The sequence below is a fragment of the Vibrio sp. Y176 genome, assembly GCF_033438945.1.
Genome location: NZ_JAWOQS010000252.1, coordinates 1 through 858 on the forward strand (window position 1 = coordinate 1; position 858 = coordinate 858).

Below are 858 nucleotides of genomic sequence, written 5' to 3' on the forward strand. Positions count from 1 at the left end.
GATAGATCGAACCTTACGGTTAGAAATTAGCGCAACTTGTTTGATTGATAATGACATCCACGAGTTGAAATTCAATTCGGAAGTCGAGCCAGTGAACTTAGGAATGAAGTTGAGTCGAGCGAAATGAGTGAAGAGTTTCTAAAATACTACAATCGTGAATTGGCCTATCTGCGACACAAAGGACAAGAGTTTGGCGAGCAATATCCTAAAATTGCGGCTAGGTTACGTATCAGCGAAGAACAAGTTGAAGACCCACATGTTGAACGTCTGTTGGAAGGTTGTGCTTTTTTAACCGCTCGGATAAGACAAAGTCTGGATAACAGTTACCCACAGTTTACGGAATCACTGATGGGACAGCTATATCCGGACTTTCATGCGCCAATTCCTTCGATGTCCGTGATCAAATTGAACTGTTCAGAGTCAACCACTAGTTCATTTGCTATTCCTGTGGGTGAAAGAGTCGAAGTTAGTGCCCCTGGATATCAAGATTGCCAGTTTCGAACCGGTTACCCGACAACAATGTATCCACTCGATATTATCTCTGGTTCATTTGAGAACGCGCCTTTCAAGCCTACTGGCTCTAAGTGGGAGCACAATGCGCACTCTGTACTAAGGTGTCAGCTGAGTGCTCATGATTCAGAGTCCTCTATCAATTCCATGGGTATCGATTGTTTGCGTTTGTACTTAAATGGACAGACGCAATTAACACTCAAGCTATATCAAATGTTATTCCAAAGTTTGATTGGTCTTTCAATCGTATTGGATGGTAAAGAAATCATGCCTCTAACTAAGAGGCATCTTCAATCGGTTGGTTTTGGGGACGAGGAACAAGTCGTCCCTTACAGTAAGAGAAGTTTT

Annotated in this window: 1 protein-coding gene and 1 pseudogene; both read left to right on the plus strand. The window is 42.5% G+C overall.

The window, feature by feature from the left end; all coding sequences use genetic code 11:
- Positions 1-127: pseudogene (locus R7O13_RS25385) on the plus strand (type VI secretion system baseplate subunit TssE); the annotation flags it as partial.
- On the plus strand, positions 124-858 hold a 735-nt coding region (gene tssF, locus R7O13_RS25390), incomplete at its 3' end, for a type VI secretion system baseplate subunit TssF (RefSeq protein ID WP_318305011.1). The pseudogene R7O13_RS25385 and the gene tssF, both read left to right, overlap by 4 nt.